9 protein-coding genes are annotated in these 15,299 nt (G+C 39.9%); 5 read left to right on the plus strand and 4 right to left on the minus strand.

The window, feature by feature from the left end:
- Positions 1-5 precede the first annotated feature (5 nt).
- Both K245_RS0107865 and K245_RS0107870 read left to right on the plus strand, forming a co-directional pair.
- A complete protein-coding gene (locus K245_RS0107865) occupies positions 6-587 on the plus strand; it encodes a hypothetical protein (protein ID WP_027358844.1) in 582 nt (193 codons plus the stop codon).
- A gap of 313 nt (positions 588-900) precedes the next feature.
- On the plus strand, positions 901-1,386 hold the full coding sequence (locus tag K245_RS0107870) for a hypothetical protein (protein WP_027358845.1): 486 nt from the start codon (positions 901-903) through the stop codon (positions 1,384-1,386).
- Between the two features lie 105 nt (positions 1,387-1,491).
- On the opposite strand, the gene K245_RS26475 is transcribed toward K245_RS0107870, so the two are convergent.
- The 4 genes from K245_RS26475 to K245_RS0107890 all read right to left on the minus strand — a co-directional run bounded on the left by K245_RS26475 (position 1,492) and on the right by K245_RS0107890 (position 10,724).
- On the minus strand, positions 1,492-6,624 hold the full coding sequence (locus K245_RS26475; protein ID WP_051283976.1) for a CHASE domain-containing hybrid sensor histidine kinase/response regulator: 5,133 nt from the start codon (positions 6,622-6,624) through the stop codon (positions 1,492-1,494).
- 370 nt (positions 6,625-6,994) lie between these two features.
- On the minus strand, positions 6,995-8,641 hold the full coding sequence (locus K245_RS0107880; RefSeq protein WP_027358846.1) for a CTP synthase: 1,647 nt from the start codon (positions 8,639-8,641) through the stop codon (positions 6,995-6,997).
- A gap of 157 nt (positions 8,642-8,798) precedes the next feature.
- Positions 8,799-10,073, minus strand: coding sequence for a phosphopyruvate hydratase (gene eno / locus K245_RS0107885; protein ID WP_027358847.1), 1,275 nt, complete (start codon positions 10,071-10,073; stop codon positions 8,799-8,801).
- 87 nt (positions 10,074-10,160) lie between these two features.
- Positions 10,161-10,724 (minus strand): hypothetical protein, encoded by a 564-nt coding sequence (locus tag K245_RS0107890; protein WP_027358848.1) that lies wholly within the window; start codon positions 10,722-10,724, stop codon positions 10,161-10,163.
- A 243-nt stretch (positions 10,725-10,967) separates the two neighbouring features.
- On the opposite strand from K245_RS0107890, the gene K245_RS0107900 reads away from it, so the two are divergent.
- The 3 genes from K245_RS0107900 to hemB all read left to right on the plus strand — a co-directional run bounded on the left by K245_RS0107900 (position 10,968) and on the right by hemB (position 15,247).
- Entirely contained in the window at positions 10,968-12,722 is a 1,755-nt protein-coding gene (locus tag K245_RS0107900) for an AAA family ATPase (protein ID WP_027358849.1), read from the plus strand.
- A 38-nt stretch (positions 12,723-12,760) separates the two neighbouring features.
- Positions 12,761-13,948 (plus strand): 12,18-didecarboxysiroheme deacetylase, encoded by a 1,188-nt coding sequence (gene ahbC, locus K245_RS0107905; protein WP_027358850.1) that lies wholly within the window; start codon positions 12,761-12,763, stop codon positions 13,946-13,948.
- 327 nt (positions 13,949-14,275) lie between these two features.
- The gene (hemB, locus tag K245_RS0107915; protein WP_027358852.1) at positions 14,276-15,247 is read left to right on the plus strand and encodes a porphobilinogen synthase; all 972 of its coding nucleotides are present in this window, start codon (positions 14,276-14,278) and stop codon (positions 15,245-15,247) included.
- The last annotated feature ends 52 nt before the right edge of the window (positions 15,248-15,299 follow it).

Raw genomic sequence — 15,299 nt, forward strand, 5'->3', positions numbered from 1 at the left:
ATTCAATGATTAGTAAATTATTAAGAAGAAAAATATATTTCATGCCGAAAAGTTTTCAAGGAAAATACATTTTTTATTTCTTCATTATTTCAATTTTTTGTGTTGCCTTATTCACTGTTATTTTCAGTTTAATTTCATCAGGATCGACGTCAATTATTTATGAAAATTACAATGTAAGGGTTGGGGCAACACCTACAATTCTAATCAAACAGATACTTCTAAGTAATTGGTTTTTTATTGTACTTGGCGGAGCATTTACAGGCATTGTAACTATGATACTAATGCATAGGATTGCTGGCCCATTTTATAGATTCAACCTTATCTTGAAAAAAATGATTGCCGGTGATTTTACTGAGCGCCTTGTTCTTCGCAAATATGATGAAGGAAAAATTATTGCCGATAAATTCAACGAAGTAAATGAGATGCTATCAAAAAGCCTGTATGACATTAGATGTTTGAGCAACGACATTGAAATCAGCATAAAAAACATTGAAAAAAAATATAACGAAGATGAAGATATAAAAACTTTGGTAGACCGCATTGGGAAAATTAAAAAGACAGTTGACAGTTTTAGACTGACTAAATAAATAATCGTAAAAACTTGATTTTGTGATTTCTATCAAACTGCGTTCATATCTATTTTATTATGGGATGCTTTTGATAGTATTAATAAAAAATCTGATTTTTGGCTTTTTGCGAAAGCATCAATAATGACAAGGAAGCAAAAAATCCGATTACCGCCATTCCTGCGTAGGCCGGAATCCAGAACTATCTGAAAATACAAAGATGCCGGATTAAGTACGGCATGACGCCACCGTCTTTTTTTGACGTTTTGCGAGTCTATCAATAATGATTATTAATAATAAAATATTTGCTGCATTTTGCTTTTGCAGTCTGTTAATGTTCTATTCAAGTTCAGCAAGCGCAGCCGAACTTGATACAAAATATGCTGCAATTATTTATAAAGATGATTCGCAGCTTCGAAATTTCAATCAGGAATTATATATAGGAAAACTTTCATACTACATTCAGGGCACTGCACATACATACCAGGATGAGATCAAGCAGAAAATAGACGTTATTATTACAAGGCTTCAATCTGTACTCGATATGAATCCCGCTAATTTTAGGTTTCAAATTGTTATTTTAGATACTGCAAAAGAAGTTACTGATATATATAAAAAATTGTACGGAGTTGAAACTGATTTCCTTGCGTTTTATTCTGTTGGGAAAAACTCTGTTTACGTCTCATTGGAAAATACAAATCTGAAAATATTATCCCATGAATTAGGACATGCGGTTATCGAAAACTACTTCGAAGTAAGCCCTCCGAGAAAAATACATGAAGTCCTTGCTCAATTTGCAGAACAGCATATCCTCGACTAATTGTTGTGATAGTACGTTGGCTGAGAATTTTTTGGGCAGCTTGAAAACCGATTTGGGTTATATCAGCCCCGCCGTTTTTGACTTTATGCGAGTCCATCAAATTCATTAATCTTTATTTAGCCATTTGTCTATTATCTGGGTAAGTTTATCAATACTGATAGGTTTGGAAATATAATCATCCATACCCGAATCAATACATTTTTCCTTGTCCCCCTTCACTGCATGAGCTGTCATGGCGATTATCACGACTTCTTTATTCAGTACATCCGTGTCTTTTTTTCTTACATATTCAGTGGCAGCGAATCCATCCATTTCAGGCATCTGAATATCCATGAACACAAGATCATAATTATTTGTTTTCATAATATCAATGCCTTCCCTGCCATTAGAGGCCACATCAGCCGTATAACCAATTTTTTTAAGCATGAGAAGAGCCACTCGCTGATTGACGGGATTATCCTCTACAACAAGAATATTTATTTTTTTCTCTTCAGATTCGGCAACAAAAGGCAATCCTTCGTTCTGGGCAGTAGCATCAGATACAATGTCTTCATAATAAGGATAATACATATCAGAAAATAGATCCCGCAAGGCTTTAACTCTTACAGGCTTCGTGACATAATCATCAATAAGATATCCTTTAAGCTTTTCAACCTCTGCTTTGTAGATTAAAGGCACAAGGCCAATAAGTTTTGTATTGGGGGAATATTTTTTTCTTATAGACAGGCATAAATCTTCAATTTTGATATCAGATACAGAAAAATCTATAATTGCGGCATCATATGAAAATCCATCAGCCTGGGATGCTTCAAGGATTCTTGCCGCATCAATGCCTTTAGGCACACTGACGGATTTATATCCGAAACTTTCTGTCAGAAGTTCAATCGATTCTCTTACACAGTCATTTTCTGAAACTATAAGCATTCTACGTGCAGGCGGTGGTAAAAGAAATCTTGTACGTCTTGTAAAAGGAGCTTCAAGGTTCTTTTTAAAAACAGTTGTAAACCAGAATACAGTCCCCTCGCCTTCAACTGTGTCAACGCCTATGCTTCCCGACATCATTTCAACGATGCTCTTCACGATCGTAAGGCCAAGACCGGTTCCACCATATTTTCTGGTGACAGAACCGTCAACCTGTGTAAACGGCTTAAAAATCTGCTCTACTTTTGACTGGGGAATACCGATTCCTGTATCTGATATACTGAACTTAATAGTCGCATCATTCAAGGTTTCGGACACTATGGATGCTCTGATTATTACCTGACCTGAACTGGTAAATTTAATCGCATTATCTGAAAGATTTATCAATACCTGCCTGAGACGTCCCGCATCTCCCATGAAAAATGAAGGAATCCAGGGTTCCGCCACAAAAAGAAACTCAAGATTCTTTTCCTGAGCCTTATAGCTCAAGGAATCGCAGACATCTTCCAGAATTTCCCATAGATCAAATTCAAGAATCTCAAATTCTATCTTGCCAGCTTCAATTTTGGACAGATCAAGAATATCATTAATCAGGGAAAGCAGATGCTCGCCGCTTGATTTGATAATCTGGATATAGTTACCCTGCTCAGGATTGAGGGAAGTATCGAGCAGAAGGCCTGTCATCCCGATTATGGCATTCATAGGAGTTCTTATTTCATGACTCATATTTGCAAGGAACTGAGTCTTTGCTATATTTGCAGCTTGTGCGGCTTCCATTGCTGCCCGTAAAGCTTCCTCTGCTTTTTTTCTTTCGGTTATATCTCTCCAGATTCCTTCATATCCGGAGTAAATCCCCTTGTTATCATAGATTACATGGGCATTTGCAGAAATGCATATCGGGGTTCCGTCCGCCTTTTTTATGTCAATCTCCCAATCCCTGAGCCATCCGGTCTTCCTGAGATCAGACATCATTATCAATCTTTTTTCAGGATTAGCCCATATTATTTCGGCCTTTTTCCCTATGAGGCTTTCAATTGAATCATATCCCAGGACTACAGCGGCAGAGGGGCTCAGCATTGTGAATATATTGTTTGCATCAATTCTGTAAAAAACGTCCTGAATATTTTCTACAACGCTTCTGTACTGTTTCTCACTGACGGCAAGAGCGGTTTCCATATTCTTTCTGTCAGTGATATCGTTAAAAAGAGTAAACGCAGCTGGTCTGTTATCAAACCTGATTGTTTTGGCTGACAGCAGCGCCCATATTTTTTTACCTGATACAGTCCTTAGCTCAGCCTCGAAATTGTTAACCTGTCTGTCTCTTGCCAGTATTTCATGGAAAATGCTTCTTTCATCCATCGATTCCCAGAATTTTACAGGGTCCTGGCCAATGGCGTCCTTTACCTCAACATTAAATATTTCAGAAGCCCTCTTGTTGATAAAAAGAACTTCGCGCCTGTTTTCAAGGGAGGTTATAATAATCGGGAACTGGGCGTTTTCCAGAAGGAACCTGTAGCGTTCCTCGCTTTCCCTTAAAGCTTTTTCTGCCTGTTTGCTTTTTGTAATATCCCGAATACATGCTAGTATAAGAGTGCGACCTGAGTCATTAAACTTTCTAAGCGCCACTTCCACATCAAAAATGTGAGAATCAATGAGTCTTTTTGCCTGCCATTCAAATACCTGTACCTGATCACTAAGAGCATTCTTATAGTATAAAGGGAGTTTTGATAAATCATTGTCAGGGCCTGAAATATCATACAGAGTCATGTTTTGTGCATCTTGCCATGAAATCCCGAAAAGCTTCATCATTGTGGCATTTACATCCACTATTTTCCCTTCAAAATCATGGAGAGCAAGTGCGTCATACGTTGAATTGTAAACACCTTTGAACCGTTCTTCACTTTGCTTTAATTCTGAAGTGGTGAGATAGACCTGTTCTTCTGCCCTGCCACGAGCATTCTGAAGTGAAAATGTTAATACAGAAAGTACTAATGTTAAAAATCCGCCTGCAAAAAGAACAATCCATTGCAGAAACATCGGATTGGATTTATAAAACGCTTCTCCTGGTTCGCAGACGATAGCCCATGTTCTCCCAAAAACAAATATTGGCTCAATCCATTTCAATGAACCATGTCCAAAGAAAAATGTAATTGGGATTCCCTCATTAGCCTTACTGTTAACTCCATAAGTGCACATTAGCATAGACCCTTCCTCGGAATTTAGGTCTATGAGCCTGGCTGCAATATCTCCTTTTCTTGGATCTCTCTGGGAAAATGATATATCCAAAAGTTGGCGTGCTGATATTGCTATTGCTGAAAATCCCTTGAGATATTTTTTATAGTTTTCTCCTGCATAAATCGGATCAAAAATAAGCCATCCTCTATCATCATAATTCTTAGTTCCCAAAGGAAGAGGAACAGGGTCGCTTGCAGTAAATAGGGACGATGATTTGGCTTCCTCCAGTGCTTTTGCAATAGCTGGATCATTAGCCACATCATAGCCGGTATATTCAAACCATTTTGATGAAGGCTCCGCGAACATTATCGGATAGTAATCGTCTTTTTCTTTGGCAGGTATCTGGTTGCCTTTATTATCAAGCTCGAAAATCTCTTTGGATTCAGCAAGACTTTTTTTGAAAACCTTTTCTTCAAATTTTTTTTTGTCTTCCTTGGCGATTCTGGGTATCCACGCATATGAAATACCAGAGACATGCTCAGGATAAAAAGACTGAACAAATCTGAAAAAATCTATTCTTGTAATCTCTGAATTTGTTTTAAAAAGTCCGCTCAATGCGGCCATTTCAGATGATATCTTTTTGAGCGACTGCTCGAATGCGGCTATTTTTGTTTCTGCGAACCTTTCAAAATTCTGACGTCTGGCGTATTTTTCCCTGTAATCTATAAAGAAAAATAAGGATATTGATACTGCACTCAGAAATAGAAAAACAACTATGGTTTCAACATATTTTATAAAACTCGCTGATTTCTGTTCTCTTCTTTCCCTCCTCATAATTGCTATCGTACCGAAGGAAATTAAAGAGATCATCACGAATACTATAAAAATGGGAACCTGACGCCTGCTAAAGGTTTCCAGGTCCCACTTGTCTGCAAGTATATCCATACCAAGTACAGCCATAACTTCGGACGTCCCCCTGGCTTTTATGGGAACAAAGGCAGAAACAAATGTCCCCCACTGATCAGTATATGGACCTAGTGTAAGTGAACGGCCTTCGCCAAAAACATTCAGAACTTCTTTTGGGACATCGTCATATGTTCCGCCTGGCATCTCAAAATCTGCGTCTGTCTCAAGAACATCCTCGACTGTGAATACAACCTTGTCATTCTTTTTGGCCATCATATAAATATAGCGCCTGTCAGGGTTCAATCTCCCGCTCAGAATAAGGAGATTCCTGAGACGCTGAAAAGTAGGCTTGTACCAGTCATTTGCTTCATAATTCAAATCTTCGAGATAATTTGGGTCAACTTTGTAAGATATTGCTTCTGTTCTAACCAAGAGCTGTTTTTTTCTATCCTTGTCCGATATTTTACCAATGGAGTCTGTTGCAACCCAACCAATAAGAACTAAAAGAATTAAAAAAACCGGAATAAAATTAAACTGCCTATCTTTAAGAAAATAAAGACCTTTACCATTAATATTTTTTGTATAAAGATACCGCCACATTTCCCAGGCAATAAATATTGAAAAAACAGTATTTATAAATCCGGTTATTCCCTCAACATTTTTTAAAAAACCCTGATTGTTTGATGTAAAAAGCTTTAACAAGGGCAACAGGTCTATTGTTGTCAAAATATAACAACACAAAAATATTATGAGAAATTTAATCGAACTCCTCTCATCCGGCTTGCAGATATCCAGTTCTTTCCGCAATGCCACAAAAACAAGAACTCCTGCTCCAATAACCATTGAAGAATGTGAACTATAGTCGAGTAAATGAAAGCCATTAATTGCTGCTATCAACATCAATGGAAGGAAAAGAAGATAGACCCAGATTCCGATCTTTTTATTGCTTTTCAGATTGATATTTACCCGGCCGAATTCAAAAAGAAAAATAGTGCAGAGGAGAGAGGAGATTACAAGAAAAAGAGGATAGTCCGAGACCCAGGGGCTACCGCAGGAATACATCTTGAACCATCTGTTAAAGGCTCCGGCTACTCCAAATTGGGTCAGCCATTCCCAGGAAATATCGCCATTATTCCTGTTTTTTTGCAGCCCCCAGCTTATCATTGTAATTGTAATAAGGGCCACACCGCAGATAAAATTTATATAATCGGAGTGATGATGTAAAAATGCATTCATTAACCTGAGGTCCTACTCAGATATTGCCGGTAAGGGGTCAGGCAAAACAATGCCATTCAACCGGATTTTAAATTAAAAGAAGAAAGGAAGCCTTAAGCATTTCAAAAAACTTATTATCACAGACTTAATATTAAACTTGGCAAAACCGCAAAAAGTCCGATTACCGTCATTCCGTCGCAGGCTGGAATCCAGAAGTAACTGAAATTACTGGATGCCGGATCAAGTCCGGCATGACGCCAATGCCCTTTTCTGACTTTTTGCGAGGCCATCAATAATGATGGAAGGTATATTGTAGCACTCTCATCCCGGTCTTCTCCCCCCAAACGCCGGAGAAGAAGATTTGTGTAACTATAGGAGCGTCATTGCCTTTTTATTCCATGGCACCTGACTTTAGCAAGGCAGCCTTTATGAAATCACGAAAAAGCGGATGCGGCGACATCGGCTTTGATTTGAATTCCGGATGAAACTGACAACCCAAAAACCATGGATGATCTTTAAGCTCGATTATCTCAACAAGATCCTCTTTGGGTGACAATCCGCTAAAAACCAAGCCACTGTTTTTCAGTAGCTCCATAAAATCATTATTAAATTCATATCTGTGTCTATGACGCTCTGATATCAGATTGCTCTGATATGCGTTCATGGCGTTAGTGCCTTGCTCTATTTTGCATGGATATGCTCCGAGTCTCATGGTTCCGCCCAGGTCTGAATCAACATCCCTCTTCTGAGGAGTCTGGGATCTTTCGTCAAACCATTCACGCATGAGGTATATTACAGGGTAAGGTGTTGCAAGATCAACCTCTGTGCTGTTTGCACCATTTAATCCTGAAACATGTCTTGCAAATTCGATAACAGCTATCTGCATGCCCAAACATATCCCAAAGTAAGGCGTTTTCTTTTCACGGGCAAATTTCGCTGCAAGAATCTTTCCTTCTATGCCCCTTGCTCCGAAACCTCCTGGAACAAGTATGCCATCAAGTTTTCCGAGTATTTCCTCAACGCTTTCCTTTGTTATTGAATCAGAATCAATAAAAGTGAGATTAACTCTGGAATTATTTGGAAGGCCTCCGTGGTAAAGGGCCTCATTCAAACTCTTGTATGAATCAGTCAGTTTCGTATATTTGCCGACAATACCAATTTCCACCGCATATTTGGGATTCATATAGCAGTCAACTATCTCTTCCCATTTTTCAAGTCTTGGAGCTCTTGCCCATATGTTAAGCTTTTGAAGAATTTTATCGTCAAGGCCTTCTTTACGGTACACAAGCGGAACTTCATAAATGCATTTGACATCAAGAGCGGTTATTACTGCATCAACATCAACGTTACAGTAAAGTGCTATCTTGCTTTTGATGTCCCTTGATAGCATTCTGTCAGTTCTGCAGAGAAGAATATCAGGCTGAATACCGATTCGCATGAGATCCTTGACACTCTGCTGGGTCGGTTTTGTCTTTAGTTCTCCAGCTGTTGGAATAAAAGGCACAAGCGTAAGGTGAATATATATGACATTTTCACGGCCAAGATCATGTCTGAGCTGTCTGATTGCCTCAAGGAAAGGGAGGCTCTCGATATCACCTATGGTGCCCCCAATTTCAACGATAACAACATCAAATCCATCAGCAATGGAAAGCATGCAGTTTTTTATTTCATCTGTAATATGGGGAACAACCTGTACAGTTCCTCCAAGGTATTCGCCCCTTCTCTCCTTGGAGATTACTGAATAATATATTTTACCAGTTGTATGATTATTACCTTTGGTCATGGATGAGCTTATGAAACGCTCATAATGACCAAGATCCAGATCTGTCTCCCCTCCGTCGTCGGTTACAAAAACCTCACCATGCTGGAATGGGCTCATAGTTCCAGGATCAACATTTATATAAGGATCAAGCTTCTGGATGGTGACCTTCAATCCCCGGCTTTCAAGAAGTGCGGCAATGGAGGCTGAAGCCAGCCCCTTACCTAGGGAAGATACAACTCCGCCGGTAACAAATATAAATTTGGTGGACCTGGACATAATTTCCTCAATATACGGATTTTATTATATATTTAAATTTAAAGATTGAATCTCAGGGCTAAAAATAAAGACTTATGATTCAAAACACAAACTAAAAAACCAAAAAAAATGTTGCCGCTTAAAAATAAGCGGCAACATATTAAAAATGCGTGGAATACTATCTTTTAAAAATTTCTTTGGCAAGCCTTGCACGCATACCGAGCTCTTCTTCTATTCTAATCAGCTGATTGTATTTGGCAATTCTGTCACTTCTTGAAAGAGACCCTGTCTTTATCTGACCTCCGCTCACTCCAACAGCCAGGTCTGAAATGAAAGTATCTTCGGTCTCTCCTGAACGATGGGAAATAATTGTCGTATAGCCTGCTCTTTTTGCCATATCAATGGCTTCAAGGGTTTCAGTCAATGTACCAATCTGATTGAGCTTTATCAGTATTGAATTTGCTATTCCATCTTTAATACCCTTTTCGAAAATATCAGGATTGGTAACAAAAACATCATCACCCACAAGCTGAACCTTGCTGCCAAGGCGCTTTGTCATAAGAGCCCAGTTATCCCAGTCCTGCTCTGCAAGACCATCTTCAATTGAAAGAATAGGATAATTGTTAACAAGAGTTTCATAGTAATCGATCATTTCAACGGAAGTAAGACTTCTGCCTTCGGCCTCGAGAACGTATTTGCCGTCTTTGTAAAATTCACTTGCAGCAACATCAAGCGCGAGTCCGATATCTTTTCCAGGCACATATTTTGCCGCTTCAATTGCCTGGAGTATACATGTTATTGCTTCTTCATTCGATGAAAGATCAGGAGCGAAACCGCCTTCGTCGCCCACAGCTGTGCTCATGCCCTTGGATTTCAAAATGTTTTTGAGATTGTGAAAAACTTCGGCTCCCATGCGGATTGCCTCAGTTACATTCTTTGCTCCGACAGGAATGATCATGAACTCCTGAATGTCAAGCTTGTTACTAGCGTGGGCTCCTCCGTTAATGATATTCATCATCGGCATTGGAAGCTCACATGCGGTTATTCCGCCAAGATAACGATATAAAGGAAGGCCATAAGCTTCGGCTGCTGCCCTGGCAGCAGCCATTGATACACCAAGCATGGCGTTTGCCCCAAGTTCGGCCTTGTTATAAGAACCATCAAGGTCAAGCATTCTTCTGTCCAGAGCTGTCTGATCAGTTGCGTCCATGCCCACAAGAGCCTGAATTATAGTTGTATTTACGTTTTCAACAGCCTTTGAAACGCCCTTTCCGAGATACCTGGACTTATCATTATCCCTGAGTTCGAGGGCTTCACGGGTTCCGGTTGATGCGCCGGAAGGAACAGCTGCACGCCCCATTACACCGCAGGCAAGTTTTACATCAACTTCAACCGTAGGATTACCTCTGGAATCAATTATTTCACGAGCACGTATATCAACTATCTGGGTCATATATCCTCCAAATTAAATTATTATATTGTCTTTTTGGTTGTTAAGACGTCATGCTGAAGGCTTGACTATATGGCAAATAAAAAAGGCCTATAATTTCCGGAAATATCTGAAATGCATGTTTGCATATTTTTCAAGATCTTCCCGGATTTTGGGATTCTGAGGATCAAAACCTTCTGGCTTTCTGGCACTCAAGAAATCCATTAATTTTATTTTAAACGCATCTCTTATAACATCCACATCAGATACCACAAGAACAAAAATTCCATTATTCGGAGATTGCCATGACTCTTTGGTTTTAAAAGTACCAGCAGCTGTTTGGGCAATATTTTCGCCAATCCTTGCAAAAGCCTCGTTTTCAAGAGTTCTGCTTTTTTTGAATAAATCAAACAGACACGCCCTGATTTTTTTGTTCAGATTTATATAAAGATCGGTTTTTGCATTTTCTTCAGCTTCCTTATATGCGCTTTCATAGTCATCATCAATCGCTGCCATACCCGCACCGCTTACCCCGAAGGCAAAATCACTCGCAAGAACCCATTCCGGTGCATCTTTATAAATACCCGGAACATTTTGTTTTGTTTCAGTAGTGGCAGAGCAGCCTGAAATAAAAATCAGCGCGATAAAAAATACAAAAAATAAACCTTTAGTCATTTCAACAACCTTAAAAGAGAGACCTGAAAAAAATAATAGCCGAAGAAAGCATAAGGCCTTATATTTGACAAAAAAAAAGTAGTAAATCCAGATTTTTCAAATTCAAAAAAAAGGGGCATTTTGCAAGATCCATCCCCCAATGAATATCACAAAGAAGAAAATATGAATTTGATTAATTTAATTTTATGGTTATTGTTTTTGAAAAAAAGGGGTTCTATAGTTTAACCATTGGAAGCTGATAATATGGAAGTAAAAAACGAAAACATACCAGATCCAAAAGAACTTGAAAAAGAAATCGCCGATTTTTTAAGCAAAAAATTCGGCGGGAATATCAAGGTCGTAACACCGCAGTTTTCCGTACAGCCAGAGCATGAAGGCTCCAAGGAGACAAAGGTTAAAGATCTCGGCACAAAAATAAACTTTGATATGAAACCAGAAGAACTGATCGCCTATCTTGACCAGTACATTGTCAAACAGGACGAAGCCAAGGCTGTTCTTTCAACCAAAATATGCACCCACTTCAACAGAATAAGAAAAGCCGCCGCAAATCCGGACGCAGTTGACGAGCTTAGCGGAAGCATCAAAAACAATATTCTTATGTTAGGCCCGACAGGCTCAGGCAAAACCTATATGGTAAAGCTTATTGCGCAAAAACTTGGGGTTCCTTTTGTAAAGGGAGACGCCACCAAATTCAGCGAAACAGGCTATGTGGGTGGTGACGTGGAGGATCTTGTCCGTGATCTTGTTCGCGAGGCTGATGATGACATCGCCCTTGCCGAGCATGGAATCATATATATTGACGAAATCGACAAGATAGCTTCAAGCAGAAACCTGATCGGAGCAGACGTATCCCGCACAGGTGTTCAGAGAGCCCTTCTTAAGCCAATGGAGGAAACCGACGTTGAGCTTAAAGTACCCCACGATCCTGTTTCCATGCTTCAGGAGCTGGACAGATTCCAGAAGACAGGCAAAAAAAACAAGCGCGCAGTAAACACAAAGAATATTCTTTTCATAATGAGCGGAGCCTTTGGCGGACTTTCTGAAATAATTAAAAAAAGAATATCTGGCAAAAAAATTGGTTTTGGTGCTGACTTAGCGGAAAAAGAGACCAATGATGAAATTCTTAAAAAAGTAAAAACCGAGGATCTTGTTGAATTCGGATTCGAGACTGAATTTGTGGGAAGACTTCCTATCCGTACAGTTTTTGAAACCCTTTCAAGGGACGACATATTCGAGATCCTGAAAAATCCGAATAATCCAATAATACTTGGCAAGAAACTCGATTTTGCGGCCTATGACATTGATATAAAATTCGAGGAAGCCGCTCTTGATCTTCTGGCTGACGAGGCATACTCAGAAAACACAGGCGCAAGAGGGATTTCAAGCTGCGTTGAAAAATCTCTTCTCAAATTTGAAAGAAAGCTTCCTTCAACAAATATCAGCTTTCTGCCAGTGACTCTGGAAGCAATAAAAAACCCGGACGAAACGATATCGTCACTTACAAATCCAGAAGACTGTGAAAAATGGGAAAGCATATATCAGAAACTTGCGGATTCCGAAAAAGAATATGTTCATAAATATGTGGCTGAAAACTGGAAATCCCTGTCCCTCAAGTATAATCTGACTTTGTCCGAGGCGAGGATCAATCTGGTTTCTGATTATTATTGCTCTCATATGACAAGCACAGGCAACGCCATAAAGAGAATAAAAAATTTCTATGACGACGCCAGAAAAATCGAACTGTACTTTTTAAACCGCCATGATATCAATATCGTTTTCGAGGATGATGCAATTGATTTCATCATCGAACAATTTATTAAGCACGGAGCTACAGTTGATGAAGTCTTTAAAAAAATGACTTCTGATTTTGAGCTTGGACTTAAACTGGTCAAAGAAAAAGCAAAACGCAACCGCTTTTTCATTTCCAGAGAGGCCCTCATTGCTCCTGAGCATTATATAGAAAATCTTATCCGTAACGGGATGAAAGAGATTCATTGATTTTGCGGAAAAACAAAATCCGGTAAAGGACTTTTTTCATGATTGGCATTTCAAAATTATACTGCGGAACAGTAGAGCCATCCGACGCTCTTCGTTATGGACGCCATTCAGGCAGTCTGCCGTCCCATCTTCTTCAGTTCTCTTCTGACAAAAAACCAGTTGTTGTCTGGAACATAACCAGAAAATGTAATCTCAAATGCATTCACTGCTATGCCCATGCTACTGAAGAATCAGGTTTTGACGAACTTACCACAGAAGAAGGCAAAAGACTGATAGACGATCTTGCTTCCTTCGGCTCTCCTGTAATTCTCTTTTCCGGCGGAGAGCCGCTTGTAAGAAAAGATCTTCCGGATCTTGCCGAATATGCGGTTTCAAAAGGCATGAGGGCAGTTATTTCTACTAATGGGACACTCATAACAAAAGAAATGGCACAAACCCTTAAAAGGATCGGTCTTTCATACGTCGGGATCAGTCTTGATGGCATGGAAGATGTCAATGACAGGTTCAGGGCAGTTAAAGGCGCATACAAGGCCGCACTTGAAGGCATCAAGAACTGTCAGGAAGCTGGTATCAAAGTTGGTCTGAGATTTACCATAAACAAGCATAATGTTACCGAGATACCGGCAATTTTTGATCTGGTTGAAGAAAAAGAAATACCAAGAATCTGCTTTTATCATCTAGTATATTCAGGCAGAGGCTCACAGATGATAGAAGAGGATTTAAGCCTTGAAGATACAAGAAAAGCCCTTGATATGATAATTGACAGAACAAAGGATCTCCACGACAAAGGCAAACCCAAGGAAGTTCTTACTGTGGATAACCATGCTGATGGCCCATATATTTATCAAAGACTTCTGAATGAAGATCCTGAAAGAGCCTCAGAGGTTCTTGAGCTTCTGAAAATGAATGAAGGAAACAGCAGCGGAAGAGGAATCGGTTGTGTAAGCTGGAATGGCGATGTTTTTGCTGATCAGTTCTGGCGCCACCACAGTTTCGGAAATGTAAGACAAAGGCCTTTTTCAGAAATCTGGACAAAACCGGATGATGAGCTTCTCATCAAACTTAAGGACAAGAAGAATCACGTGACAGGCAGATGCGCCACATGCAAATGGCTCGACATCTGCGGCGGCAATTTCAGGGTAAGAGCCGAAGCCGCTCTCGGAGACGTTTGGGCGCCTGATCCGGCATGTTATCTTACTGATGAGGAAATTTCTCAGTCAATATAATGAATGTGTATTGGGTGTTAAAAAGGCCTTATGCCTCCGGCGAGGCTTTATAGCCCAATAGGCCAAAGTCAGACGAAGCGTATTCGTTCGGCTGTTTTGAAGTTGATAGGGCGAGTGCCTCGAGCGGGTCGCTTTTTTATAAAAAAGCTCCGCAAAAAACTTTATGAATTTTTGATCGTAGGGTGCTCAAGCCGCAAGGCTTGTGCACCACCAAAAATTAAATTGAAATTTAAAAACCCGGAAATAGCCTGGAAAGTTCTTTCAGATGAAAGAGTTTTCCAGTTTTTTTCTTGAAACAGAAAACACCAAAAATAATAAGGAGTAAAAATGCTCTTTCCAGAATACAGGCCACGCAGAATGAGAAGAACCGAAGCATTAAGAAGAATGATAAGGGAAACGGTTCTTACTCCGAATGATTTGATACTTCCTCTTTTTGCAGTTCATGGCAAGGGAGTTAAAAATCCCATTGATTCAATGCCAGGCCAGTTTCAGCTTTCAATTGAATATATTGCAGAAATGGCTAAAGAGGCTTACAAGCTCGGAATTCCGGCTGTAATGCTTTTTGGAGTGCCAAAGACAAAAAATGCCCTCGGCACAGAAGCTTACGCAAAGGACGGAATCGTCCAGACCGCGATCAGGGCAGTAAAAAACAAGGTGCCTGAGATGGTTGTCATCACAGATGTCTGCATGTGCCAATATACTGACCACGGGCATTGCGGAATCCTTGAAAAAACCGAAGTCAATAATGACGCAACCATTGAAATCCTTGCAAACATAGCTGTTTCCCACGCAAAATCAGGATCAGACATGGTGGCACCGTCTGACATGATGGACGGAAGAGTAGGTGAAATCAGGGAAGCACTCGATGACAACAGTTATTATAATATTCCGATCATGTCATATGCCGTAAAATACTGCTCTGCATTTTACGGCCCTTTCAGACAGGCCGCCCATTCCGCGCCAAAGGCAGGCGACAGAAAATCCTATCAGATGGATCCTGCAAATATCCTCGAAGCAGTAAGAGAAGCGTCCATGGATGTTGAGGAAGGCGCGGACATCATAATGGTAAAACCAGCCCTTTCATATCTTGATGTAATTTCAAAAATTAGGGATGAGGTTGATCTGCCTGTTGCAGCTTATAACGTAAGTGGTGAATACGCCATGATCAAGGCAGCAGAAAAACTTGGGTGGGTGGACGGAGCAAAAATCACCATGGAAATCCTTACATCCATAAAAAGAGCCGGAGCAGACATGATTCTATCCTACTCTGCCATGGAAGCGGCGAAGATGATGGCTTAAAAAGATTAAATTGGTGCGCAAGCCTTGAGGCTTGAGCATCCTACTGTTAAGA

It is taken from the genome of Desulforegula conservatrix Mb1Pa, from assembly GCF_000426225.1.
Lineage (GTDB): Bacteria > Desulfobacterota > Desulfobacteria > Desulfobacterales > Desulforegulaceae > Desulforegula > Desulforegula conservatrix.

Bases quoted from the DNA above. Each gene is read 5' to 3' on its own strand.
- K245_RS0107865 (WP_027358844.1), top strand. From the start codon at position 6: ATGATTAGTAAATTATTAAGAAGAAAAATATATTTCATGCCGAAAAGT.
- K245_RS0107870 (WP_027358845.1), top strand. From the start codon at position 901: ATGTTCTATTCAAGTTCAGCAAGCGCAGCCGAACTTGATACAAAATAT.
- K245_RS26475 (WP_051283976.1), bottom strand. From the start codon at position 6,624: ATGAATGCATTTTTACATCATCACTCCGATTATATAAATTTTATCTGC.
- K245_RS0107880 (WP_027358846.1), bottom strand. From the start codon at position 8,641: ATGTCCAGGTCCACCAAATTTATATTTGTTACCGGCGGAGTTGTATCT.
- eno (WP_027358847.1), bottom strand. From the start codon at position 10,073: ATGACCCAGATAGTTGATATACGTGCTCGTGAAATAATTGATTCCAGA.
- K245_RS0107890 (WP_027358848.1), bottom strand. From the start codon at position 10,724: ATGACTAAAGGTTTATTTTTTGTATTTTTTATCGCGCTGATTTTTATT.
- K245_RS0107900 (WP_027358849.1), top strand. From the start codon at position 10,968: ATGGAAGTAAAAAACGAAAACATACCAGATCCAAAAGAACTTGAAAAA.
- ahbC (WP_027358850.1), top strand. From the start codon at position 12,761: ATGATTGGCATTTCAAAATTATACTGCGGAACAGTAGAGCCATCCGAC.
- hemB (WP_027358852.1), top strand. From the start codon at position 14,276: ATGCTCTTTCCAGAATACAGGCCACGCAGAATGAGAAGAACCGAAGCA.